We start from the raw sequence: 23781 nt of genomic DNA on the forward strand, positions 1-23781 counted from the left end.
CGCGGAGAACGCCATGGCCGAAACGAATGACCACGGTCCGTCCATCAAGGACAACGAGCAGTACCAGGCCCTGCGCGAGCAGGGGATGAGCAAGGAGCAGGCCGCCCGCATCGCCAATACGCCGCGCTCCGAGGCCGCCCGCCGCGGCGGCCAGGCGCCGGCCTACGCGGAGTGGAGCAAGGAGCACCTGCACGACAGGGCTTACGAGATCGGCATCGATGGCCATGCGGACATGCTCAAGGCCGAGCTCATTGACGCGTTGCGCAACCACTGAGGCTTGCCGGAGACCTGGGCGCACCGGCCTCAGCCGGCGCCGCGGCCGGTCGAGCCCCGCGACGCACGCCCTGCGGCGCCGACATCGCAGCGGCCTTGATCCCAATTCCTGAATCCGATCATAGTCGGCATTCAGACCCAGTCGCAGCACGCCCAAGACTAGGATCTTCCATTGCTCCATGCCGGCACGGCGCTCTGACCATCGGCACTGCGCGGCAGCACTTCGGCGAGGATCGCAAACACCTGAGCGCGCACCTCGGGGGTGACGTAGGTGTATTGCAGTCCGCGCAGAATCGGCGGAACGTCGTCGCGCGGGCGGGCGTCGAGCACGATGCGCGAGATATCTTGCTCGCCGAACCTTAGCTGCGGGTCGATGATCTGTCGCATAAGATGGAATGACGAAGTTTATGCGTTCGTAATCCGCCGGTTGCGTAGCAGATGTCGAATGAACCGACCGTCATCCGCTGCGCCGTAAACTCAACATGTTACGGGCCGCCGTGCCGCACCGCCCGCCGGGACGACGCCGGGCAGGCTCGCAGCTTCGACCATGGGGTCAGACTCGAAACCTTTGTAAAGGCGGGATAAAGCGGATTCTCGGTCAGGCACTATCGACTTCGACGCCGCTTGAGCCGAAATGCGGTTAGGGGTTGAGTTTCGATCTCGATCCCGATTTCGATCCTGATCTCGATCCTGATCTCGGCGGAGGGGCGCTGCTGAACCTGGGTTAGGACGACGATTGACCGAGCCGAGGGCGGCGCCCGGTACGCTTCTCACTCATGCCGATGCCGGGCCTGACCACTGGCGGCTCGGCCGCACGCAGCGGCCGCAACGGGGGTTCGTCCTAGCCCGCCCCCAGAATCCCGAACAGCGCCGCCGCCACGCCGGTGAGACTCTCGCCAGCGATGAGTCCGGAGGCCGCGGCAATGGTGAAGCGCTGAGCCAGCGTGGGTCGAAAGCGATGCAGCAGCAGCGCCATCAGGCTGCCGGCGAACATGGTGATGGCGAGCGACGCCGGGATCACCATTGCGAGCCCGACGGCGGGCATGCTCGGCAGCCATGCGGGACCCCGATAGTGCTCGATGAGCGCAGCACCCGTGCCGACGGCGGCGCTGGCGGCGACGGCCAGCAGCGCACTCTCCGGAATGGCGCCGAGGCCGCCGGCCAGCGTCTCCGCGACGGCCTTCCAAGTCGCCACCGCCGGTGCCGGCCATTGCTCGGTGATGAGCATGGCGCCCGGGTCCGGGATCAGTTTGAGATAGACCCAGGTGCCGACCAAGCTGCCGGTCAGGATGCCGAAGAACTGCGCCACCACCTGCGCCCGCGGCGGGGCCTTCACCGCAAGCCCGGCCTTGAAGTCGTTCAACAGGTCCGCGCTCTGGCCGGCCGCGCCGCCGGCGACGTTGGCGCCCATCAGGTTCTCGGTGGTCTGCCCCGGCGCCATGACGCCGGTGGCGAGCTGCGAGACCTTGCCGATAGCGCCGATGGGCGGGATGCCTGTCTCGCCCACCACGCGCGAGGCCACCATGGCCAGCAGGAAGGCGATGGGCACGGCGACGCAGGCAATGAGCCAATGGATATCGAAGATCGCGATCTGCGCGACGACGACAAGTGCGCTCGCCACCGCAAGACCGACGATGCGCTGCCACCGCGCCCCCGGCCCGTCGCCGGTCGCCGGCAGCGTCTGCGCCGCCGTGCGCCGTTCCACGGCACCGCGCAGCACAAACCGGGTCAGCGCCGAGAAGACCATCAGCGCGACACCCGGCCACAGCAGCCACTCGATCATCTCCGGAAACCAGCTCGCGCCCGGGTCGTCCGCCCCGGCAGCGATGAAGCCGACCGCGAGCCCCCAAGGCCCGATCAGCCCCCAGGACAGGACGGCGCCCAACAGCAGCGACACGCCGGCGCGGAACCCGATGATGGCGCCGAAGCCGAGCAGCAAAGGCGACGGGTCGAGCGACAACGTGAGGTTCTTCGCGCTGATCCCGCCCGCGCCCGCGAGCGCGCCGGTTGCCGGCAGGCTGAAGCCGAGGCCCGGCCGCGGCAGCGCGAGCCAGGCGCTGTCCAGCCACTTGAGGAGCCCGGCGATGAGGCCCGCCGAGAGCAGCACGCGCAGCTTCAGCGCCGCCTCCCGTCCCTCGGCGAAGACCTCCCGCAACGCCTCCGCCGTCGCCGCGCCGGTCGGAAAGGCGAGCCCGGAGCGCAGCAGCAGCGACTCGCGCAGGTACCAGGCCACCCAAATGCCGAGAAAGCTCACCGAGAACACCCAGACCACCAGCGCCGGCGCCGGCAGGTTGCCGCCCGAGAGCATGGCCAGCGCCGGAATCGGCGCCACGAGGCCGCCCGAAATGATGTTGGCCGACGACGACGCCGTGGTCTGCGCGATGTTGCCCTCGCCGGGCGCCAGCGCGGCGCTGCCAGTCCAACGCGCGAGCAGCGCCCAGCAGCCGGTGATGGCGAGCAGCGCGATGATGGAGATGTTGAAGGTCCAGCCGATCTTGAGGCCGGAGTAGACGTTGCACGGCGTCAGCAACGCGCCGATCAGGATGCCCGACAGCAGTGCGCGTCCGGACAGGTGAGGTTCATTCACGCGTTGCTCCTTTGGCATGATTTGCAGGTGTGGCGCGGCGCGCCCCGGCCGGCGCCGGGCCTGATCCCACCGGTTGGTCCGGCCGGTCGCCGCGGGTCTCGCTCCCGCGGGTCGAGGAGAGCCCGCGGCCCTCGGCACCGGCACCGAGCGGCGCCCGGCGGCAGACAAGCGGACGCCGCGCAACAGCCGCTCGCGCCGCGCCGGATTACACTGTCCCGGGCGCAGACCTGGTGCGCCCTACCCCAACCCCTGGAGGTCCAAATGAACTGGAAAGAGCAGCTCGACAAGGCCATCGAATCCGTGAAGCAGGCCGCAGACAGTGAGAAGGCGCGGGAGATTGCGGCCAAGGCCAAGTCCACGGCCTCGGGCCTGATGGACAAGGTCCGCAGCGGCGCCATCGGCACGGCGACGTCCTTTGTCGAGGCAAACCGCGACCCGTCGTCGTTGCAGATTCACTTCCTCCACGCGCACTTGACCATTTTGTCGCCGTCCGAGGGCATCGCGATAACCCGCCCGGACGCGGCGACGCTGGTGATCTCGGACGGTCAGGAAAACGGCCTCGTCATCAATGCCGCCGCTGATCCGGCGTTCGTCGTGGAGCAGATCGGCACCGTCAACCAGTTGTCCGGCAATACCTTTGATCTGGGCGCCGAGGACAACGTCAACGTCGTCGTGACGAGGTTCTGAGGCCGCAGCAGTCCGGGGGGGTCAGTCCTCCTCGGGCAGCGTCTCCAGCACCGGCGGCGGGGCATCCGGGATCTCCGGCGCCCGCCGCACCTTAGCCACCTGCTCGAAGGCGTGCCCGAGCGCCAGCAGGCGCGCCTCGCTGAACGCAGGACCGACCAAGGAGACCCCGAGCGGCAGCCCCTCCTCGGTGAAGCCCATGGGCAACGTCAGCTCCGGCAGGCCGGCGATGGAGGCGAGGTAGGCCGGCTGATAGGGGTCTCGGTCCGCGGCGCAGTGGTAGCTCTCGTCGTAGTCGAGCAGCAGTGAAGACGCCGGACAGAGCATGGTCGGCAGCACCAGCGCGTCCAGTTCGTGCTCGGTGAATAGCGCCGTCACGGCGGTACGGGCTGCCGGCAACCGGCGCGACAGGATGTCCAGGTAATCGAGGTCCGCGAGCCCCGGGCTGCGCAGCGCGCGGCGGTAGGCGTCGAGCCGCCCCGGAGGCGTCGGCGTCGGCGAGCCGGCGATCAGCGGCGAGGCGCTCATGCGCAAGAGCTCCGCGAGCGAATGCGGCATGCCCTGTTCGGTATGCAGCAGGTAGGCGTTCACCTGGTCGCGAAACTCCGTCTCGATGAGGCGCTCCAGCACCAGCTCCCAGCCGTCGAGCACCACATCCGGCAGCTTCACGTCGAGCAGCTCGGCGCCTTGCGCGCGGAGCAGATCCAGGGCGGCCGTGAAGGCGGCATCCACCTCTTTGTGCGCGCCCCCATAGGCGCGCGCAACGCCGAGCCGGACGCCGTCGAGGGTCGCCTCCGCGAGCCCCGCGGTATAGTCGGCCGGCCGGTCCGGCGGGTCCGCGGTGCGCGGGTCGCTCGGGTCCTCGGCAGCAATCACGTTCAACAGCAGCGCCGCATCGCGCACGCTGCGCGCGAGCGGCCCCGTTACCTCGATGCTGAGCGCCGTCGGCAACAGGCCGGAGCGGCTGGTCAGGCCGAGCGTCGGCTTCAGCCCGACGACGGCCGACACGGCCGCCGGGCCGCGCAGGCTGCCGGCCGTGTCGGTGCCCACCGCGAGCATGCCCAGGTTCGCCGCCAGCGCCGCCGCGTCGGCGGCGCTCGACGGCGCCCGGCGGAGGTTGTACGGGTTGCGGCTCTGCCCCGCCGCGGAACTGTAGCTGAAGCGCCCGAGGGGCAGTGTCAGCTCGCTCATGTTCGCCTTCGCCAGGATCACCGCGCCCGCCTCGCGCAGGCGCTGCACGACAAAGGCATCGCGCAGCGGCTCGTGCCCGCGCAGCGCCGCGGCACCGGCGGTGGTGGGCAGATCCAGCGTGCTCAGGTTGTCGCGGATGATGACCGGGATGCCGTGCAGCGGCCCGCGCGGGCCGGACTCGGCGCGCTCGGCATCGAGCGCGGCGGCGTCCGCCGCGGCCTGCTCGTTCACGGCGATCAGCGTATTGAGCCGCGGCCCGCGCCGATCCAGGGTCTTGATGCGCTCGAGGTAGGCGCGGGTCAAGGCCTCTGCCGTCAGCGTACCGGCGGCGAAGGCGGTCTGCACATCGGCCAGGTCGGCCTCGATGAGCTCGAACGGCGCGTCGCTCGGCGGCAGTGCATCGGCGCGCGCGACGGCTGCGCCGAGGCAGATGGCGAGGCAGATGGCGAGGCACGAGACGACGAGCAGGCGCAGGTGCACTGCGCCCTGCTTGGTGTTGTTCATGTTGTGATTCCCCTAGCGTGGCGGCCAGAGGATACAGAAAGAGTGCTCGCAAGGCTGCCACGGCGGCGCGCGATCGCCGTCCGCCAAGCCTGTCGGTGCGTCAGCGATCGGGCAAGAAGGCCTGCAGCGACAGGCCGTCGGGTGGCGTCAGCGCCGGCCCCAGTTGGTGCAGCAGCAGCACCGACAGCGCGAGCACCAGCGCGAGCCCGAGCACCCGGCGTAACTGATGGTTGAGCCATGCGGCGCGCTCCGCGTTGCCCTGTTCGAGCGCGACGATTGACTGCACATAGAGCCCAAACTGCGCGATCAGAAAGATGAGCGTGAACAGCGCGGCGAGGCCCGCAGCAATGCCGCTGTAGGCCGGCAGCTTGCCGTCCAGGGTCACGACATCGTAGAGCGCCGTGAGCCACAGCACGCCGAGCCCAAGCCAGCCCCAAAAGAACAATCGCCCGAAGCTCGCCTTGCGCAAGCCGAGGCGCACGCGCGGCGAGCGCACCCGGCTGATGGCGGGAAGCTGGACGAACAGCATGAAAAAGAGCCCGCCCAGCAGCACGAGGTTCGCGACCTCGCGAGCGGCAACGACGGCGGCATGAATCAGGTTCGGTGGCATCGCCGGGAGCTGCGGCCAGTGGTCTTCGGGCCCCAGTAGCCTAGCATCAGTGCAACCAGCGTGGGCTTGCGAGCGACTACCGACCATGCGTCGCCGCCGACAGGACCTCACACCGCCGCCGTCAGCAGACCGTAGCGCGCCTCCGGCCAGGGCAGCGGCAGGCGCACCTCCCAGCCGTCGCCGGGGGCCACATCCCGCGCCGCGCCATCCGGACCCAGCATGCGCTTGATGCGGGGCCAAAGGCTCCCCTGCGGCGTCAGCAGCTCCAGGTCGTCGCGCAGCGTGAAGCGGTTGCGGACCGCCACCCTCACCAGTCCGGTCGCGGCGTCCGGCCCCAGCACCTCGCCCACAAAGACGCGCTTGTGGTTGCGCGACGCCCCATCGGCGTAGTTCTGCATTGCCGCCGGCGCATGGCGGCGGTAGAAGCCCTCCGTGTAGCCGCGGTTCGCGAGGCCGTCCAGCTCGTCCAGCAGCTCGGTGCGGAAGGGGCGGCCGGCGACGGCATCGTCGATGGCCTCGCGATAGACCCGCGTCGTGCGCGCCGCGTAGTAATGGGACTTGGTGCGTCCCTCGATCTTGAGGCAGTCGATGCCCATCGCCACCAGCGCCGCCACGAGCTGCACCGCGCGCAGGTCCTTCGCGTTCAGGATGTAGGTGCCCTGCTCATCCTCAAACACCGGCATGTACTCGCCGGGCCGACGGGCCTCTTCCAAGAGCCAGATCTCGTCGGCGGCCGGGTGGCGGGCGTCTGGCGCCGCCGGCTCGGCTTGCAGCAGATCCTGCGCAGCGATGGGCGCAGGCGCGGGCGCCTCGTCGCCGGCGGCCGTCGGCGCGGCGAGCCGGTACTCCCAGCGGCAGGCGTTGGTGCAGGTGCCCTGGTTCGCGTCGCGATGGTTGAAATAGCCGGACAAGAGACAGCGCCCGGAGTAGGCAATGCAGAGCGCGCCGTGCACGAAGACCTCCAGCTCCATGTCCGGACAGGCGCTGCGGATCTCATGGATCTCCTCCAGCGACAGCTCCCGCGACAGGATGACGCGCGTGACGCCCTGCTGCTGCCAGAAGCGCACGCCGGCGGCGTTGGTGGTGTTGGCCTGCACCGACAGGTGCACGGCCAAGTCCGGCCACTGCTCGCGCACGAGCAGGATCAGGCCGGGGTCCGCCATGATCAGCGCATCCGGCCCGAGCGCCACCACCGGCGCCATGTCGTCGAGAAAGGTCTTGAGCTTGGCGCCGTGCGGCAGCGCATTGGCGGCCAGATAGAAACGCCGCCCCAGCGCCTGCGTCTCCGCAATGCCGGTGGCGAGGTTGGCGAGGTCGAAGTCGTTGTTGCGCACGCGCAGGCTGTAGCGCGGCACGCCGGCGTAGACGGCGTCGGCGCCGTAGGCCAGCGCATAGCGAAGGTTTCGGAGCGTGCCGGCCGGCGCGAGCAGCTCCGGCCGCCGGCCGGCCGGCGCGGCGCCGGCGGTCACTGCAGTTGCACGTCGAAGGTGAGTCGCTCCGCACCGCCCATGAGCTTCTTGCGCAGCACCGCCACCGACAGCGTCTGGCCCGGGCGGCTGTCCATCAGCGCGATGCGGATGTCCGCATAGCCGTCGATGGCGCGGTCACCGACGCTGACGATGCGATCGCCCTCCTCGACGCCCGCGGCCTTCGCGCCGCTGTCCTCGCTGAAGCCCTGCACGCCGATGCCCTCGCCGTCGGACTCGGTGTCCAGCATCACGCCGAGCAGGCCGCTGGCCGGCAGCTCCACGCGCCGCGGGTAGAGAATGAAGTCCGCCAGCTCCGGATCGAACGGGCGCATGCTACCGCTGACGACGGTGGCCGCGGGCACGTCGATGCGCCGCGCCACGCGCCGCGGGATGCCCTGGCCGTACTCGACGTGCCCGCTGCCGGCCAGCACCACCAGCGTCTTGTCAGGGTGCGTCCTCAGGTACTCCGCGGCGCGCTCGGCCATGCCCTCGTCCCACAGGAGCTGCACCTCCAGAAAGTGCTCGAAGCTCGCATCGTCGCCCTTCGGGTGCATCGCAAACACGGCCTCGATGCGCTGCCGATAGGTGTCGTCGTCGCGATCGAGCTGCGCCGGAATCTTGGCCGCGTCGGCGGCCGACAGCGACGCGATACCGCCGTCGCCCACCTGGTCGGTGATCTCCTTCGGCACGTTCAGCGCTATGACCGGGATGCCGTGCTCGCGCGCGAAGCGCAGCAGCGGGCGATACAGCCGATAGTCGAAGCGCCAGCGCTCGAAGTACTCGGTCTGCTTCAGAAAGTCCGCCTCCCCGAGCGTGCCCGCGACGAAGGCATCCAACACCGGCTGGAACGGCTGCTGGAAGAATTCCATGCCGATGGCGAGATGTCGCCCGCGCGCCTTGAGCCCGCGGAGGATGCCGAGCTGGTTCAGGTGGTCTTCGTAGCGATCGTGGGACTCGCCGATGTAGATCACGCGCTTGTCGGCGAGGATGTCAAGCAGCGCATCGAGCCCGCGGACGTTGGCGGTATCGATGACCGCGGTGGCGGTGTCGTGGATCTCATCCTGGCCGGGCAGCAGCGCGGCCCCCGCGGCGAGCGCGGTGCTGGCGCATGCCCAGACCAGGAAGCTGACGAAAATGACGAAGCGCTTGCTCATGACACCTGCTGTGATTGTGCGGCCGACGGGTCCATTATGGGGCTTCACTTGTGGAGCTTCACCTTGCCGGCGGAAGTCGTGCTGCGAGCCGGCCGGCCCCTTTCGGACCCTCCCACGGACATGCAGATCAACTTTTTGCTCCCTCGCCCGCCAGGCCGGCGGCGGCCCCGACCCACGCCCATCATCGCCCTCCTAGCTGCCGTCGCGCTGCTGCTCGGCCAGTCGGCGCTGGCCGACGAGCAGCCGGTCATCGGCCATCGCATCGATGCCGTGCTCGATCCCGGCGCGGGTACGCTGCGCGCCACGGACCAGCTCACGTTGCCGGACGGCGTGCGGCAGATTGCCTTTCTGCTGCACGCGGGCCTGGCGCCGAGGGTCAGCGACGGCAGTGCGGTGCTGGAGCGCATCGGCCGCGACGGGCACTTGGAGCGCTTCCGCCTGACGCTCGGTGACGGCAGCACCACCACGCTCAGCTATGGCGGCAGCATCCGCCACGCGCCGGAGCGCATTGCGGAGGGCATGGGCCGCAGCAGCGAGCAACTGGTGGGCACCATCGACAGCAACGGCGTCTTTCTGACCGGCTGGACGGGCTGGTATCCGAACGTGCCGGACGCGCTGAACCGCATGGACCTGACCGTGCGTGTGCCGCCCGGCTGGCTCGCCGTGTCCCAGGGGGCGGGCCCGGAGCGGCTGGACGGAGACGACACCCGCATCCGCTGGGTGGAGGAGCAGCCGCAGGACACGCTCTACCTGAGCGCCGCGCGCTTCAAGCTCTACCGCCGGCCGACGCCCCATGGCGAGGCGCAGGCCTATCTGCGGCTGCCGGACGAGGCGCTTGCGAACCGCTACCTGGACGCCACCGCGGATTATCTGGCCCGCTACAGCGCGCTCATCGGCGACTATCCCTATGCCAAGTTCGCGCTGGTGGAGAACTTCTGGGAGACGGGCTACGGCATGCCGTCGTTTACGCTGCTGGGCTCGCGGGTGTTGCGCCTGCCGTTCATCCTCACCAGCTCCTATCCGCACGAGATCCTGCACAACTGGTGGGGCAACAGCGTCTACATCGACTACGCAAGCGGCAACTGGGCAGAGGGGCTCACGGCCTACCTGTCCGATCATCTAAACCAGGCCATCGACGGCCGCGGCGCCGACTATCGGCGCGACCAGCTCAAGGCCTACGCCGACTATGTGCAGGGCGGCGAGGACGTCCCGCTCACCGAGTTCCGCGCCCGCCACGGCAGCGCCTCCCAGGCCATCGGCTACGGCAAGATGCTGATGACCGCGCACATGCTGCGGGTCCTGCTCGGCGACGACGCCTTTCGCTCGGGGCTGCGGACCTTCTACCGGCAGAACCGCTTTCGCACCGCGAGCTTCGCCGACCTGCGCTTCGCCTTCGAGCTCGCCACCAACCAGGACCTGAGCGGCTTCTTCGATGCCTGGACCACCCGCACCGGCGCCGCGGAGCTCAAGCTCGGCGACGTACAGGTCACGCACGACGCGGGCGGCGGCTATGTCGTGACGGGCAGCGTCTACCAGGTGCAGCCGGAGCCGCCCTTCCCGATGACGGTGCCGGTGGTCGTGCACTCAGAGCGCGGCACACCGCGGCGGGTGCTGGCAACCTTCAACCAACGCGCCACACGCTTCGAGGCCAAGCTCGCGACGGCGCCGGCGCGGGTCGCCGTGGACCCCGAATTCGATACTTTCCGGCGCCTGCTGCCGGAGGAATCTCCGGCGTCGCTCAGCAGCCTGTTCGGCGCCGAGGCAGGGATCATGGTGCTCCCCGCGGCGGCGCCGGGTGCTCTGAAGGCGGCCTACCGACAGCTCGCGACCGCCTGGCAGCAGGGCCATCCGGGCTGGCGCGTTGTCGAGGACAGCGCCCTGGATGGGCTGCCGGACGAGGGCGCCGTGTGGCTGTTCGGCTGGGAGAATGCGTTTCTCGACGAGCTAGCCGTCGGCGGCGACCTCGCGCTGGATGCGGGCGCACAAAAGCTGACGCTCGCGGGTGAGGAGCAGGCCGGCGTCAGCGTCGCGCTGGCCACGGGCGGCCCCGAGCGGCCCATCGGCTGGGTGGCGGCGGCAACAAGCACCGCGGTGCCGGGCCTCGCGCGCAAGCTGCCGCACTATGGCAAGTACGGCTGGCTGACCTTCACCGGCGATGCGCCGGACAACCAGCAGAAGGGCCAATGGCCGCCGGGGGACTCGGCACTAACGCAGTGGCTCACCGACGCACGTCCGCTGCTGCTGCCACCGCCGCGCAGCCCGCTGGCACCGCGCTGACGGCGGTACCGAGCCCGCGCGGCGTCGGTATGGCCGCGCTCAGGCAGCCACGGCCGGCGCCGCCCCGCGGACGCCGGTGCCGACCCCGCCATGCAGGGCCACTGCATACTTGATCAGCTCGGCCTGGGACTCCAGCCCGAGCTTGGACATCATGCGGCGACGATAGGTGTCCACGGTCTTGGTGCTGATGCCCATGACCTCGGCCACCTCGCGGGCGCGCTTGCCTTCGGCTAGCTCCTTCAGCACCAGGCGCTCGCGCCGCGACAACAGCCGCTTTTCGGGTCCGCTCAGAATATGCTCAGGGTCCGGCAGCCAGGTCTGGCCGGCGGCGACGGTGCGCACGGCGTTGGCGAGCGTCGACACGGACTCGTCCTTCAGCACGTAGCCCTGCACGCCGGCCTCCACCATCTGCGACACGAAGGGCCGCTCACCCTGCGCTGACAGCGCCATGACCCGCGTGCGCGGCAGCAGCTTCACGATGCGCATGGCGGCCTCGATGCCATCCACCCCCGGCATGCAGACGTCCATCAGCACGATGTCCGGCTTCCAGGCCTGGGCGAGGGTGATGGCCTCCGAGCCGTCGCCGGCATAGGCCACCACCTGGATGTCCGGCTCGCGCGACAGCAGCGCGCCCAGGGACTCGCGAATCATCTTGTGGTCATCGGCAAGAACGACTTTGATGGGCATGACAGGCTCCGGGAACGCTTGGACTGACCGCGCGCATTGCGCCTCGCGCCGACGTTATCAGCACAGCAGACCTTTATACCGTCAGCGCTCCTACATCCGTCAATGCCCCCCGTCGCTTCGGCGCATCTCGCGCCCAAGCTTGTAGGTCAAGCGCTTACATCGCCGCTCCGCCGCCGCGCCCGGGGGCAGCCGACGGGCATGGGCGAGCGCGCGCCGCAGGTCCTTGGCGCGGTGCTCGTAATGCTTGGCCAGCGCCTCGTGCGCCGCCGCATCGCCGGCCACCGCCAAGGGCTCCCACAACGCCAGCGCCGCGGGCCAGTCCGCCGCGCGGGCATGCAGCTCGGCGAGCAGGTGCGCGGCCTCGGTGTCGCGCACGGCCGGATCGGCGGCACCGAGCACGCCCCGGGCGCGCTCGGCATCCCCGGCCGCGAGCCACCAGCGCGCGATGCGTGCAGGATCAGCGCCGAAGTCCGTCGGCGAGGCATGCACGGCCGCGAGCCGCGCCGGCAGCGCGGCGACCGACAGCAGATCTACGGCGTTGTGCGCCAGCACCGCGCCGAGCCGCCGCCCGTCGCCCGCGCGCAGCCACGCGAGCCAGGCCGCCGGCGCCTCCGCACCGGGCAGATCGCCGTGGCGGACATGCCCGAGCAGCCGCGCCTCGACGCTCGCGAGCCGGCAGTCCGGCCAGCGCGTCGCAAACGCCCGACGCACCGGGTGCAGCAGGTCCAGGTGCGCGAGCCGCACAAGCGGGTCCGGCCGCGCCGCGAGCCGGAGCCGGGCCGCCAGCAGCGGCAGGTCGAAGCTCTTGCCGTTGTAGCTGAGCAGCAGCTCGGCGTCGGCGACGGCGGCGCGCAAGTGGTCGAGGAAGGCCGCCTCGGCATCGAGCCGCGTCAGCAGGAGCTGGCTCAGGGCGAGCACCGCCCCTTCCCAGCGCGCGATGCCGACCATGAACACCCAGGTGCCGGTGCCGCCGGCCAGCCCGCTCGTCTCCGTGTCGATGACGCACCAGCCGTCCGGGTCCGGCGGCGCGTCCGGCAGCAGGAGCCGCACGGCATCCGGGTCCGGATGCCGTGCCGCGTTGCCGTGGCGCTGCGCGAGCGGCAGGCGCCGGCGGCGGCAGAGGACGCCGGGGGCGAGCTGCTCGGCGCCGAGGGCCGCCGCGAGCACCGCCTCGTCCAGCCTTGGCGCGTCGCGCGCAGCGGCCGACGCCGGCGCGCCCGGCGCCCGGGCCGCGGGCGGCTGCCCCGTGCGCGCACCGCCAAGCCGACGCAGCCGCTCCACCAGGCTCGGCTGCTCCGGCGGCTCGGCTGCCGGGGGTGCAGGCGCGACGGCCGCCGGTGCCGCCTCGCCGCGGAGCCGCCCCAGCCGCTCGCGCAGCGCGCTCATGCGTCGGCCCGGCGCGCGGGCGCGATCCGCTGCGCCGTCTCGGCCCGCTGCACGCCAAGCCCGGCCATGCCCTGCCCCGCCAAGAGCCCGAGCACGGCGAGCGCGAGCTGCTTGGGCGTCTGTGCTCGCGCCTCGTCGCCGGGCAGAATCGGCCCGACGCAGGCGGGGCAGCCGCCGGTGCAGGCGCAGCCCGCAACCAGCGCGAGCGCGTCGGCGACCAGCACCGCCGCGGCATCGAACAGCGGCGCCGACAGCCCGACGCCGCCCGGATAGTTGTCGTACAGAAACAGCGTCGGCTCGAAGCGGCCCATCACATCCGGCGCCGCCACCGGCTGGTTGTCCGGCCCGCGCAGTTGCCCGCGCCCGTCCGCACCGACCACCGCAAACCAGCGCCCCTGCCCGTCGCCGACGGCGCGGCCCAAGTCCGGCACCTCCGCCATCGCCCGCAGCGCCGCCACGTGGTGCAGCGCATAGGCGGCGCCGAGAAAGCCCTCGACCGCCCGCTCCCGGCTGCCGAAGCGCTCGGCGACGGCCCGCTCCAGCAGCCGCGGATGGAGCTGCCACCAGACGGCGGTGGTGTGCATCTCCTGATCCGGCAGCTCGATGTTGCCGTAGCCGATGTTGTCGTGGCTGTAGTAGCGGATCTTCTTGTAGCCGGGGTAGCGGCGCACCAGGTGAACCTCGCCGTGGGCGACGGCGGCGTCTTCCGATGTTCCGCCCCCTTTGGTCGCCCGATCGAATTCGGCCAGGATCTTGAGCTTCGTATAGTCGATGGCATCGGTGTAGTAGTCCGCCCGGGTGCGGGTCACGAACGCCTTGCGGCCGGTCCAGTCGAGCCGTTCCACCTGATAGGGCTGGGACTGGACCATATAGATCGCGCCCTCGTAGACCGTGCCGGGCGCGCCGGAGTAATCGACCTCCGCGATGATGGTCTGCTTGCCCCCGCTGGTGTCGATGACGACGAAGTTGCCCTCCGCCACGGAGCGCAGCGACACCGCGTTGGCCGGATAGCTGTCCGCGACCCAGAACCACTGCCCGCGCCCCTCGTCTCCTGTCCGCTGGAGCAATCCCTCGTCGCGCAGATACGCGAGCATCTCGCCCACGTCCTCCGCGCAGTCGCCGAAGCCCTCGCCGTCGCGAAACGGCAGCTCGAAGGCGGCGCAGCGCACGTGGTCCATCAGGATCAGGAGCTGGTCCGGATGGATGCGCGCGTGCTCCGGCGAGCTGCCGAGAAAGAACTCCGGGTGCCGCACCATGTACTGATCCAGCGGATCGCTGGTGGCGACGAGCACGCCGAGGCATGGCCGATTGCGCCGCCCGGCCCGTCCAAGCCGCTGCCACGTGGCGGCAATGGTGCCCGGATAGCCGTTCAGCACCGCCACGTCCAGCGCGCCGATATCCACGCCGAGCTCCAGCGCCGAGGTGCTCACCACGCAGTCCACGCGCCCGGCCCGCAGCGCCTGCTCGCCCGCGCGCCGCTCGCTCGGCAGATAGCCGCCGCGGTAGGCCAGCACCCGCGGCGGACGGCGCGGGTCGCGGTCGAAGACGTCTTTTAAGTACTTGGTGATGACCTCCACCATCAGCCGCGAGCGCGCGAAAACGATGTTCTTGAGCCCCTGCTTGGTGGCCGCCCGCGCGATGCGCGTGGTCTGGGAGCGGGCCGACGCGCGGATGCCGAGATCCGGGTCGATGACGGGCGGATTCCAGAGCAACAGATGCCGCTCGCCCCGCGGTGCCCCGCTGTCGGTGACGGCCGTGACCGGCGCACCGATGAGCCGCGCGGCCAGCTCCGCCGGATTTGCAATGGTCGCAGACGCGAAGATGAAGATGGGTCTGGCCCCGTAGAACGCGCAGACACGCAGCAGCCGCCGAAACACGTTCGCCACGTGGCTGCCGAACACGCCGCGATAGCCGTGCAGCTCGTCCACCACGACGAAGGCCAGCGACTCGAAGAACTGCGCCCACTTGGTGTGATGCGGCAGGATCGCCTGATGCAGCATGTCCGGGTTCGACAACACGATGTCGCCGCGCGTGCGCACCGCCTTGCGCGCATCGCCGGGGGTGTCGCCGTCGAAGGTGAAGGCCTTGATGCCGAGCGTCTCGCCCTGCCCCCGCGCCGCACCGCCGAGGAGCGCTTGATTCAGCGCGGAGAGCTCCGCCACCTGATCCTGCGCCAGCGCCTTGGTCGGGAACAGATACAGCGCCTTCGCCTGGCGGGTCAGCACCGCGTCCAGCACCGGCAGGTTGTAGCAGAGCGTCTTGCCCGACGCCGTGGGCGTGGCGACGACGATGTGCTCGCCTGCCTGCACCCGCTCCCAGGCCTCGCGCTGGTGGGCGTAGAGCCGCGTCAGGCCGCGTGCCGCGAGCGCGGCCCGCAGCCGCGGGTGCAGCGCCGCGGGCAGCTCGGCGAAGCGCGCCGGCGCCGCCGGCAGCGTCAGCTCGCCGGTGATGCGCGGGGCGTACTTGCGCTGGAGGCCCGCGAGCAGGTCGCGAACGCGGTCGTCGCTCGGGGCAGTTGCATCCAGTGCGGGTGCAGGTGGCGGGCGGGCGCAATGCGGATCGGATGATGCGGGGGCGATGGCGGACATGCTCGTGGCTCCGGCTCGGGGTTGCCGGAGCCTACGCGCCGGGGTGGCTCAAAAGCTGAGCCCGCCGCGGCCGGCGCCCGCGCGCCGGATTGCTCCGGCCGCAACGAGCCGCCCCGCCTCAGGCCGAAAACAACACCTCGCGCTAGGCTACCCTGCTGCGAGTGCTCGCCCCCGAAGCACGGTGCGCGGGCAAGCAACGCCGTATCGCCGGATGCAATAGACGAAGGTCAGGCCCGCTCTGGCCGCTGCCCGAAGCTGTCAAACGCGAGCTTCGGCGCTACCGTGAAGCCGAAGCAGCGTAGGCAGGGCTTGTATGCATCTCGGGAAAGCAGTTCTCGCCAGGCTCATCGGGTCCACCCTAGAGAACAAGTCGCCGTTCATGGCCGCGGTGGAGCTCGACGAGGACGGCTACCCGTAGCATGTGCGCTTCGACCCGATCGACGACTACCCCGGCGAGAGCTTCGCGGCTTGAGCCAGATCCGCCTTGCACCCGAACGCTCATCTGGTCAGCGACGGCTGCGCCAGCTTCAACGCGGCCGGTGCCGAGGTCGCCGCCCACGGCGCCATCATCGTCGGCAACCGCAAGTCCAGCGAAATCGAGCCGTTCCGTTGGGTCAACACGTTCATCTCCAATCTCAAGACCGCAATCGGCGGTACCCGCCGGCCGAGCCGCCGGCAGTCCAGGTCGCCGGCCGGGCGCCGACGGTCCGATCAGTGCACGCTCACCCGCACCTTGCGGCGGCGCTCGGCGGCCTTGGGCAGCTCGACGCGGAGCACGCCTTTCTTGTAGCTCGCCTCGGCCTTGGCCGTGTCGACGCTGTCGGGCAGCGGCACGACGCGCTGGAAGGCGCCGTAGGCGCACTCGTTGACGTGCCAGCGACCTTCCGTGCGCTCGCGGGCCATGTGCTTCTCGCCGCTGACAATCAGGAAGTCGTCCTGGACCTCGAGCTTGAGGTCGTCCTTGTCCATGCCCGGCGCCTCCACGCGCACGACGACGCGGTCGTCGTCATCGAACACCTCGGCCGCGAGCAGGCCCCAGCCGGCGCTGCGCTCGGCGAGCTCACGGCGGTCTTCGGCTCGCGCCTTGTCGCCATGCCCGCCGGTGAAGCGGGTCATGGCCCCGGAGGCCTGCCGCGAGAGCTGCTCCCAGCCCTCCACGACACGCCCCCAAGCCTGGTTCAAGCCTTCACGAAACTGCTGCAATGTCGTCATGATCTTTACCTCATTTGCCTCAGGAGCTAGGTGCTAGGTGCTAGGTGCCCCTAGTCCCTAGCCCCTAGCCCCTAGCCCCTAGCCCCTAGTTCCTTCTTCAAGTTTTGACCTCAATCCGCCGCGGCCGCTGCTCCGGCTGCTTCGGAATACGCAGCCGGAGCACGCCGTCCTTCAGCGCCGCGTCGATGTTGTCCGCCTGCAGCTCGCTGCTCAGCGTGAAGCTGCGGCTGTAGCGGGTGCTGCGGACATCGGCATACAGCGCCTCGGCGGTCTCGGGCAGATCGATCTGCACCTCGCCCTCGATGAGGAGCGTGTTGGCCTCGACCTGCACGTGCAGCCGATCCTTGGCGACGCCGGGCATGTCCGCCTCGATGGTGATGCCCTCGGCGTCTTCGAAGATGTCCATCGGCGGGCGCAGCGCGACCTCGTCGCGACGTGCCGGCCGGGTCTCGGTCTTGGTCTGGTCGTTCATGCTCATACCTCCGAATGCTTGCGACTCAGGGCGCGGTCATCGGCGCCCGCTCAGCTCACGGTGATACGCCGCGGCTTTGCGGCCTCGCGCCGCTCCACGGACACGTGCAGCACGCCGTCGCGGTAGCTCGCGTCAACGCGGTCCGGGTCGACGTCGTCCGGCAGGGTCACGGTGCGGCGGAACTCGCCGCTGAAGCGCTCGTTGCGATAGCGGCGCACATCGCCGGTACGCTCGATGCGCCGCTCGCCGGCGATGCTGAGCAGGTTCTGCTGCAAGGAGATGTCGAGCCGGCTCGGGTCGAGTCCGGGCGCGAACAAGTAGACATCCACGCGCTCGGGCGTGGAGCCGATGTTCAACGGCGGCCACGCGCCGCGCCCGGGCGAGCGCAGCTCCGCGGCATAGGGCCAGCCGCCCAAGCTCTCATCGAGCTCGCGCTGCAGCCGGGTCAGATCATTGAGAAAGGTGCCGGGGAAGCCGGCGAAGGTACCGAACATCGTCTTCGCTCCTCCAGGGGTCTGGGTTGCAGAAAACGCGGCGATCGGGGGCGGAGTGCCGGTGCATGAGTCGGCCGATGCGTTGACATGCTGCGCCGACCGGCTCGGGCCGACTGCCCCACCGCCGCCACAAGCCGTCAGCACTCCCCATCCGAGAGTGACAATTACAAGTTTGGCCCTTCCCGCGGCATGGTCAAGTGACGATTAAATGAACAGGCCCAACATGTTGTGGCTGCCGACGGCGAGCCGATGAGCGGCTGCGGCCACCACCCGAGCGGCAGCGGTTCGTCCACGGCGCAGGCCTTCGCACACAGTTCGGAGACCGTACGACAAGCGCGCATCGGCGGGCGCGGACTATGCCTTCTTCGCGTCCCTGAGCGTCTTCAGCGCCTCGGCGCAGCCCACGGACATCTGCGCCTTGTGCGCCTGCAGGCATGTCACACAAGCCGGCGGCGCCGGCGCGCTCGGCCTCGGCCGCCGAAAACGTTCCCAAGCAGAGACACCGCGGCGACGCGCACGTATCGCGCAAGCGCTCAGTCGGGCGCTGCCGGGGCTGCCGCCGGCACCGCCCGCTGGCGATAGAGCGCCGGGTCCACCATCGCGGCCATGGCCGCCACATCGAGGTCGCCGCCCAGAAACGCGGCCACCCGCGCCGCGGTGCCGCCGGGGTCGGCGACGGCCGCGGCGTGCGGCACGTGCAGCACCGAGCAGTTCGGCTGGCGCGCGAGCCATGCCGCCACCTGCCGGAGCTGCCGGCGATAGGTGGCCGCGAGCTGGGCGTCGGAGAGCTTCGCCGCAGCGCGCCCAAGGCGCCTCAGCATGGCCGACTGTGAGCGCAGCACCTCGCCTAAGTCCCGCTCCATGAACAGAATCCGGTAGTGATGCTCGCCCGGCAGGTGCGGCAGCAACTGCGCGACGATCTTGACCGCCCCACCCTTGGCGTCCCGCAGCCAGTCCGTCTGCTGGCGCAGGCGCGTGGCAGCACGGTACTCGAAGTAGCCGCGCGGGTTGTCGGCATCGGCGGCGCGCTCGCCGTCGGTGAGGGGCGGGATGCCGCCGGCGGCCAGCATCTGCATCATCAGGCTGGTGCCGGTGCGCGGCAGCCCGGAGACGACGGTGATGCAGTCACGCCAGTGCGCGGGCACCGCGGACTTGTCGACAACCGCCGCCCCGGCCGGCCGGGATGTGGCAGTCCAGTCGTCGCCGCCGATCGCGAGGCGGGGGCGATTGCCGTCGCCGTCGAGCTCCCCGGGCGGCGGCTCCGTCGCCAGCCCTTCCACCAGCAGCGCCGCATCCGCCAGGCGCGTCAGGCGCCGCTCGCGGGTCTGGGCACGGATCTCGCGCACCAGCCGCCAGTGCGCGCGGGACTTCGCGAGGTCCTGCTCGAAGCGCAGCGCATAGCGCGCCAGAAAGCGCTGCGCCCGCTCGAAGTTCGGGTTGATGCCCACCGCGACGCGCATGGCCTCGGCGGCACGCACGTACTGCCCGGCGCGCCAGAGGCCGAGGCCGAGCACGTAGTGCGCGACCGGGTTCTGGTAGAGGGCGCTCACCGAGGCGAGCGCGAGGCGGATGGCGTCATCGGTACGGCGCTGGCGCAGGCGCACCTTGGCGAGGCCGAGGCTCGCGTGCGCGCTGAGCGGGTCCAGGGCCAGCGCCCGCGCAAAGGCGCCCTCGGCGTCGTCGATGCGCCCGAGGGCGAACAGGGTCTCGCCGATCTGCACGTGCAGCCCCGGGCGCCGGGCATCGGCCTGCTCGGCACGCTTGAGGTGCGCGAGCGCCTGCTCCGGGCGGCCCTCGGCGATGAGCACCCAGCCCATCAGATAGTCGAGGTCGAAGGTGCCGAAGCGCGCCAAGAGGCGCAGCCGGTCGTACTCGCGCCGCTCACCCTCATCGAGCCGCTCGGGGTCGATGCGCCCGTCGGCGCCGAGCTGCCCGGCCGCGGCCTGACGCGCCTCGAGCTGTTCGGTGAGCCCGCGGAGCGCCTCCCGGGCCTCCAAGGCGGCGGCCTGGCGCGCCACGGTGAGCCGCTCCACCAGCGCGCGCAGCTCCGGCACCAGCCCCAGCGCCCGGTAGCACTGCGCAAGCTGCACGCCGAAGCGGAACTGATCCGGTGCGTCCGCGGACAGGTCCGCGAGCACCGGCACCGCGTCCAGATAGCGGCCGGCGTCCATGTAGGACCGCGCCAGGTTGTAGCGCAGCTCCCGCGCGGTGCTCGCCACCGCCTCGGCCTGGTCCGCCGCCGGCGCCGCCACGTAGCCGAGCGCGACGAGCTGGTCCATGGCCTCCTTCGCGGCGATGGGGTCGTAGCAGTGCTCGGCGTCGAGCCGCGCGGCGTCCCCCGGCACCGCATCCCAGCTCGGGATCATGGCCACCGCGGGCGGCGCCACAAAGGCATCCACCAGCACCTTGCCGTCCATGTCCTCCCCCACCGGCAGGCCGTGCAGCGCGAGCAGGGTCGGCGTGATGTCGAGCACGCTCGCACCGTGGAGCAGGTGGTCCTGCTTCAGGCCGGGGCCGGCCATGATCAAAAGCCCAAGGTCGCGGTGCTCGATGGCGGGCCCCGCCGGCTCCTTCGGCAGCAGCACCGGGCGCAGGTGGTCCGGGTGAAAGCCGTGGTCGGAGCAGATGACCACCGTGGTGTCCGCCGGCACCACGGCCAGCATGGCGCCGAGCATCAGATCGTGAAACACATAGGCCATGTCCACGACACCGGCGTAGAGCGCAAAGTCCCGCTCCGGGATGTGCGCCCGGCGCGGCGCGCGGTACTTCATGAAGCCGTGGCAGAAGTGGTCGATGCCGTCGTAGTAGACCGCCGCGAAGTCCCAGGGCTCGTGCTCCAGCGCCCACAGAGCCGCCGCGTGCACGCTGACGCACTCCGCCAGGATCTTCATCACCATGCCGAGCCGCTTGTCCTGGTCCTGGTCGATCTCCGCCGCCCGCGGCACGAAGCGCAGGACCTGCTCGGGCAAGAGCTCGTTGGGGTTGATGCGAAGCGCGGCCAGGGTGTCGGCCAGGTGCGGCGGGTGCACCATGCCGGGGGCGAGCGGCCAGGGCGCGTCCGGCGGCCCGAGTGCGAGCTGGAAGTGATTGCTCACCATGACCCCATCAATGGGCTCCACCGGGTGGCTCGGCCACCAGCCGATCACGTGCTGGCGCAAGCCCTGCTGGTGGAAGATGTTCCAAATCGCCTTGGTGGTGCGCCCGAGCTGGCTCACCGGCTGGATGCCGGCACCGTCCGGCGTCGGCTCGGTGAAGCCCAGAATGCCGTGCTTGAACGGCCGCTTGCCGGTGGCGATGCTGGCCCAGAGCATGGGCGAGAGCACCGGCTGCAGCGTCGCCAGATCGCCCATTACGCCGCGCTCGATGAGCGCCTGGGTGTGGGGCATGCGGCCCTGCTCGATGAGAGCGTGGACGACCTTCCAGTCCGCGGCATCCCAGCCGATCACGAGGGTCTTGCGTGCCATGGTGCCGTCACCTTTTTGCAGCCCGCGCCGACCTGTGCTGCAATCCAGGCCTTTGCCGCAAGCAGCGCGGGGTTACCTTAATGCGAGAGCTGAACCTGAGCGAGCTGCGCGATGCCATCGGGCGCCCCGACCATGCCGACCTGCGCTTGCGGATGCGCCGACTGGCCACCCCGTCCGCGGTGTCGATCCGCGCCGAGCGCGATCGCCCCGCGACGCGCAATGCTCGCGGCCCAAGCGCCGACCCTGCACCCAATGACCCCAGCCGGAGATCCGACATGACCGTGCAAGTCACGATAGAGCTGCCGGAGGATGTCTTGCCGATCCTCCGCACCAACCCGGCCGACTTCGTTGCCGAGATGCGCATTGCCGCCGCAGTGAAATGGTACGAGCAAGGTCGCGTCTCCCAGGGCAAGGGTGCGGAGCTGGCAGACCTGAGCCGCCAGCAGTTCATCGACGCGCTGGCACGCTATGGCGTCTCCCCCATCCAGGTCAGCCCCGAGCAACTGGAGCACGAGTTTCTGAGCGATGCCTGAGCGCCGCTGGGTCGTCAACGCCTCTCCGCTGATTCTTCTGGGAAAAATCGGCAGGATCGATCTCCTTCCGGCGTTGGCCGACGTGCTCCGTATCCCCTCGGGTGTCGCGCGAGAGGTTGCGTCGGGTGATCCGTCTGATCCGGCCCGCTGCTGGATCGACTCCGTGCCGTTGGATTGGCTGGTGGATTGCTCATGCATGGATGCGACCGTCGCGGCCTGGAATCTCGGTCGCGGCGAAACGGAGGTGCTGACCTATGCCAGGGCCAACGCGGGCTTCACCGCGGTCATCGATGACCTCCAGGCTCGCGAATGCGCATACTCGCTCGGCTTGCCGATACAAGGCACGCTCGGCGTCTTGTTGCTCGCCAAGAAGCAAGGGCTGTTGCCGCGGCTGCGACCGGCATTGAATGATCTGATCGCAAATGACATGCGCCTCGGTGACGCGCTGATCGACAGGGTGCTGCGGCTCGCGGGCGAAGACGGGTAAGCCCTGCGCCACGCCACTCGACCGCGCCGACGCACAGAGCCACCCGCGCGCCCCGCCCGCTGCTTTAGTGCGGCGCAACGTCCGCCCCCCGCACCCACTCCAGCGCCGCCGCGGCGGCCGGGTCGTCGCGCTCGGCGAGCTTGGCGGCGGCCTCCCGGCGCAGGTCCGCGTCCGCGTCGTCCAGCGCCAAGGCCATCACCTCGGACGCGCTCACGCCGGGGATGTCCTTCAGCAGACCGATCGCCTCCTTGCGCAGATCGGGGTCCGCATGCCCCATGGCCTCGGTCATGGCCGCGACGGCGGCCTCCAGTGCGACGCCGGTGCCGTCGTGCTCGTCCAGCCGCGCAAGCGCGTGGACCAGCTCCAGGGCCGCGCGCCCCAGGCCGGGCTCCGGGTCATGCAGCGCGCCCGCTAGGGCGGCGCCCCAGCGGGCCGCGAGGGCGTCGCGCTGCGCCGGGTCGGCGCGCTCCATCTGCCGCTTCAAACCCTCCAGCGCCGCCTTGCGCCGCTCCGGGCCCGGGTCTGCCAGCGCCGGCTCCAGCACGGCGAGGGCATCCGCGCCGACGGGCCCCTCTGCAACCTCCATCAGGTCCGACGGCGCCATGGCGGGCGTCCGGTGCGGCGCGAGCGTGGGTGACAGGCGCGTGGCGGAGGCCGCCGCCGCGACCTCGGGGTCCGCGCAGCCCAGGATCACCAGCCGCCCGGCGTCCGGCGCCCCGGCACCGCCCGCCGTGCCGGTCAGGGCATAGCCACACTGCGGATGCAGCAGCGCGGCGACGGCCTCGGCCAGGGTCACGCCGTCGAGCGTCAGCGTCACCGGGTCGCCGGTCACCGGGCTGCCGGACAGCACCAGCCCCGCCGCGTCGGCCAGGGCGCGGAGCAGCGCATCCTGGGGCACAGCCGCCGCGGACAGATACACGCGACCGGCGTCGATGCTGATGCGCGGCGCCGGCCCCGGCGCGGCGGCGAGCCCGCCGGCGCCCGCCGCCAGCACGGCCAGCACCGCGCCGGCCGCGAGCCCCGCCCTCATGCCGCGTCGCAGGCCTTGGCCTTGCGGGCGCGACGGGTGACGGCGATGCCGGCGGCGCCGAGCGCGAGCAGCGCGAGCGGCGCCGGCGCCGGCACCTCCGCCGGGATGCCGGCGCCGGCCTGGATGCTGGTGGCGGCGGGGTCGTCGTCATAGCCCCAGTCCAGCAGCGTCATGCCGCCGACGAGGCCGCTGCCGCCGTCGGTGAAGGTGAGGCGAATCCAGGCCGGCAGGCCGCCGCTGGTGAGGATGCCCGCGAAGCCCGACGCGCCCAGGACCCAGGGGCCGGCGGCCGTCGGGTCGGATGCGCTCTGAGAGAACAAATTGCCCTCGCTGGCAAAGCTCGCGGCGGTGCTGATGGTGTCGTCGGCGCCGAAGAGCTGCGCGCCGCCGAAGCCGTCCACCGCCAGCGAGAAGGCCGTCGCCTGGGCCTCAAAGTTGCTGCCGGCCACGGTGAAGTCGATGGTGAAGTCGTCGGTGCTGTCGCCGTCCAGGTCCAGCGAGAACTGGTTGAGGTGGGTGAAGTCCACCGGCGTGTTCAGGGCGCCGCTGTAGACGATGGCGGCCTCGGCGCCGGAGGCGAGCGCCAGGGCGGAGCCTGCGGCGGCGGCATGTGAGACCCGCTCGGGCCGCCGCGTCCTGCTGCGGTTCAGGCCCTCGCTCCTGGCCGTTGCGCACCCGG

General features: G+C 70.8%; 20 protein-coding genes and 1 pseudogene. 5 read left to right on the forward strand and 16 right to left on the reverse strand.

Translation table 11 applies throughout. The annotated features are described in order from the left end of the window. Positions 1-13: 13 nt before the first annotated feature. Positions 14-274 carry a hypothetical protein gene (locus ML01_RS08235; RefSeq protein ID WP_058554924.1) on the forward strand — a complete coding sequence of 87 codons (261 nt, stop codon included), beginning with the start codon at positions 14-16 and terminating at the stop codon, positions 272-274. A 102-nt stretch (positions 275-376) separates the two neighbouring features. Here ML01_RS08235 and ML01_RS08240 read toward each other — a convergent pair. Together ML01_RS08240 and ML01_RS08245 are read right to left on the reverse strand one after the other, a co-directional pair. Next, positions 377-660: pseudogene (locus ML01_RS08240) on the reverse strand (ISNCY family transposase); the annotation flags it as partial. Positions 661-1114: 454 nt separating this feature from the next. Next, positions 1115-2860, reverse strand: coding sequence for an OPT family oligopeptide transporter (locus ML01_RS08245; RefSeq protein ID WP_216819139.1), 1746 nt, complete (start codon positions 2858-2860; stop codon positions 1115-1117). A 261-nt stretch (positions 2861-3121) separates the two neighbouring features. Between ML01_RS08245 and ML01_RS08250 the strand changes: the two genes are divergently transcribed. After that, positions 3122-3547, forward strand: a complete 426-nt coding sequence (locus tag ML01_RS08250; protein WP_058554927.1) for a hypothetical protein — start codon at positions 3122-3124, stop codon at positions 3545-3547. A 21-nt stretch (positions 3548-3568) separates the two neighbouring features. On the opposite strand, the gene ML01_RS08255 is transcribed toward ML01_RS08250, so the two are convergent. From ML01_RS08255 to ML01_RS08270, 4 genes are all read right to left on the reverse strand, one after another. Next, positions 3569-5239 carry an amidase family protein gene (locus ML01_RS08255; RefSeq protein WP_058554928.1) on the reverse strand — a complete coding sequence of 557 codons (1671 nt, stop codon included), beginning with the start codon at positions 5237-5239 and terminating at the stop codon, positions 3569-3571. A 100-nt stretch (positions 5240-5339) separates the two neighbouring features. Then, positions 5340-5849 carry a hypothetical protein gene (locus ML01_RS08260; RefSeq protein ID WP_058554929.1) on the reverse strand — a complete coding sequence of 170 codons (510 nt, stop codon included), beginning with the start codon at positions 5847-5849 and terminating at the stop codon, positions 5340-5342. Positions 5850-5956: 107 nt separating this feature from the next. After that, a complete protein-coding gene (gene yegQ, locus ML01_RS08265) occupies positions 5957-7318 on the reverse strand; it encodes a tRNA 5-hydroxyuridine modification protein YegQ (RefSeq protein WP_082674073.1) in 1362 nt (453 codons plus the stop codon). Continuing rightward, complete coding sequence (locus ML01_RS08270) at positions 7315-8472, reverse strand: ChaN family lipoprotein (RefSeq protein WP_058554930.1); 1158 nt, start codon at positions 8470-8472, stop codon at positions 7315-7317. The genes yegQ and ML01_RS08270 overlap by 4 nt, the downstream gene beginning before the upstream one ends. 120 nt (positions 8473-8592) lie before the next feature. Here ML01_RS08270 and ML01_RS08275 point away from each other — a divergent pair, with 120 nt between their 5' ends. Then, complete coding sequence (locus ML01_RS08275; protein WP_058554931.1) at positions 8593-10749, forward strand: M1 family metallopeptidase; 2157 nt, start codon at positions 8593-8595, stop codon at positions 10747-10749. Between the two features lie 39 nt (positions 10750-10788). Here ML01_RS08275 and ML01_RS08280 read toward each other — a convergent pair whose 3' ends face one another. The 8 genes from ML01_RS08280 to ML01_RS08310 form a co-directional block, all read right to left on the reverse strand. Then, a complete protein-coding gene (locus ML01_RS08280; RefSeq protein WP_058554932.1) occupies positions 10789-11436 on the reverse strand; it encodes a response regulator transcription factor in 648 nt (215 codons plus the stop codon). 99 nt (positions 11437-11535) lie between these two features. Then, positions 11536-12822, reverse strand: coding sequence for a ribonuclease H-like domain-containing protein (locus ML01_RS08285; protein ID WP_058554933.1), 1287 nt, complete (start codon positions 12820-12822; stop codon positions 11536-11538). Beyond that, positions 12819-15410: a DEAD/DEAH box helicase gene (locus tag ML01_RS08290; RefSeq protein WP_082674074.1), complete on the reverse strand. Its 2592-nt coding sequence runs from the start codon at positions 15408-15410 to the stop codon at positions 12819-12821. The genes ML01_RS08285 and ML01_RS08290 overlap by 4 nt, the downstream gene beginning before the upstream one ends. Positions 15411-15908: 498 nt before the next feature. After that, on the reverse strand, positions 15909-16037 hold the full coding sequence (locus tag ML01_RS31020) for a hypothetical protein (RefSeq protein WP_256363627.1): 129 nt from the start codon (positions 16035-16037) through the stop codon (positions 15909-15911). Positions 16038-16121: 84 nt separating this feature from the next. Beyond that, the gene (locus tag ML01_RS08295; RefSeq protein WP_058554934.1) at positions 16122-16622 is read right to left on the reverse strand and encodes an Hsp20/alpha crystallin family protein; all 501 of its coding nucleotides are present in this window, start codon (positions 16620-16622) and stop codon (positions 16122-16124) included. A 97-nt stretch (positions 16623-16719) separates the two neighbouring features. Beyond that, the gene (locus ML01_RS08300; RefSeq protein ID WP_058555024.1) at positions 16720-17094 is read right to left on the reverse strand and encodes an Hsp20/alpha crystallin family protein; all 375 of its coding nucleotides are present in this window, start codon (positions 17092-17094) and stop codon (positions 16720-16722) included. 50 nt (positions 17095-17144) lie between these two features. Continuing rightward, complete coding sequence (locus tag ML01_RS08305) at positions 17145-17588, reverse strand: Hsp20/alpha crystallin family protein (protein ID WP_058554935.1); 444 nt, start codon at positions 17586-17588, stop codon at positions 17145-17147. Between the two features lie 533 nt (positions 17589-18121). Further along, positions 18122-21052 (reverse strand): alkaline phosphatase family protein, encoded by a 2931-nt coding sequence (locus ML01_RS08310; RefSeq protein ID WP_058554936.1) that lies wholly within the window; start codon positions 21050-21052, stop codon positions 18122-18124. Positions 21053-21327: 275 nt separating this feature from the next. On the opposite strand from ML01_RS08310, the gene ML01_RS08315 reads away from it, so the two are divergent. Further along, the gene (locus ML01_RS08315; RefSeq protein ID WP_058555025.1) at positions 21328-21585 is read left to right on the forward strand and encodes a UPF0175 family protein; all 258 of its coding nucleotides are present in this window, start codon (positions 21328-21330) and stop codon (positions 21583-21585) included. Further along, positions 21578-22072: a DUF3368 domain-containing protein gene (locus tag ML01_RS27040; RefSeq protein WP_082674075.1), complete on the forward strand. Its 495-nt coding sequence runs from the start codon at positions 21578-21580 to the stop codon at positions 22070-22072. The genes ML01_RS08315 and ML01_RS27040 overlap by 8 nt, the downstream gene beginning before the upstream one ends. Before the next feature lie 64 nt (positions 22073-22136). Here ML01_RS27040 and ML01_RS08325 read toward each other — a convergent pair whose 3' ends face one another. Continuing rightward, positions 22137-23102 (reverse strand): hypothetical protein, encoded by a 966-nt coding sequence (locus ML01_RS08325; RefSeq protein WP_058554938.1) that lies wholly within the window; start codon positions 23100-23102, stop codon positions 22137-22139. Then, a complete protein-coding gene (locus tag ML01_RS08330) occupies positions 23099-23629 on the reverse strand; it encodes a PEP-CTERM sorting domain-containing protein (protein WP_058554939.1) in 531 nt (176 codons plus the stop codon). Before ML01_RS08330 ends, ML01_RS08325 begins: the two co-directional genes overlap by 4 nt. Positions 23630-23781: the final 152 nt, after the last annotated feature.

This window comes from Thiohalocapsa sp. ML1 (genome assembly GCF_001469165.1).
GTDB lineage: Bacteria > Pseudomonadota > Gammaproteobacteria > Chromatiales > Chromatiaceae > Thiohalocapsa.